Source organism: Weissella thailandensis, assembly GCF_005405465.1.
Lineage (GTDB): Bacteria > Bacillota > Bacilli > Lactobacillales > Lactobacillaceae > Weissella > Weissella thailandensis.
The window spans coordinates 1-915 of record NZ_BJEC01000041.1; the positions used below are offsets into that span (position 1 = coordinate 1).

General features: G+C 35.7%; 1 protein-coding gene and 1 rRNA gene. Both read right to left on the reverse strand.

Annotated elements, in window-relative coordinates:
* Nucleotides 1-174 (reverse strand): 16S ribosomal RNA (locus FFM62_RS10025); the annotation flags it as partial.
* A 407-nt stretch (nt 175-581) separates the two neighbouring features.
* On the reverse strand, nt 582-915 hold a 334-nt coding region (locus FFM62_RS10030), incomplete at its 5' end, for an IS3 family transposase (RefSeq protein WP_137604531.1).

Genomic DNA, 915 nt, shown 5'->3' on the forward strand with positions numbered 1-915 from the left:
ATCCCCTGCTAAGAGGTAGGTTACCCACGTGTTACTCACCCGTTCGCCACTCTTTGTCAGATAAAATCAAATCAGAGCAAGCTCTTCATATCAATTAAAGACAAAGCGTTCGACTTGCATGTATTAGGCACGCCGCCAGCGTTCATCCTGAGCCAGGATCAAACTCTCATTTTAAAAGTTTGAGTATAACTCAATTTGTTGTTATTTGTTTAACAGAAGTTAAACGAATTTATTAGTGAATTGACTTCACAAATGTTTTGTATCAAGTAAAACTTGATGACCCTACGCATTTGTTTCATCGAAACGATATTCAGTTTTCAATGATCAACAGTCGTTGTCTCGCTGACAACTTAATCTATACTACAGAAGTTAATTTAATTTGTCAACAACTTCTTTTAAGTTGTTTCATCAAGTTAGCTTCATGTAACGCCGTTGCCGACTTGATATATACTACACACTTAAAATGAAAAAGTCAATAATATTTTATATTTTATATATGAATTTGTTTTTCAAATGATAAAGCAGTCTATTAATGACTAAAAAGGCCGTCATGAACTGAACCCCAAAAATTGGAGAGAAGTTTAAGCAACTAGCTGGTCGGAAAGACTTCGGTATTGAACCGGAGTTTTTCCGGCCAGCTTTGTTTTAATCCGTTTATTGTTGTAGTAATAGATATAATTATTGACAGCAGACTTCAGCTCGTCATAGTTTTGATAATGGTTATTATGGACAGTTCCTACCTTCAAGAGATGAAAGAAGCTCTCCGCCATAGCATTATCTAGACAGGTCGCTTTGCGACTCATACTTTGAAACACATGGTTGTTCTGCAAACGTGAGACATATTCATAATTTTGATACTGGAATCCCTGGTCAGAGTGGATTGTTAAACGGTAATTTAATTTGGGTCTAGTATTT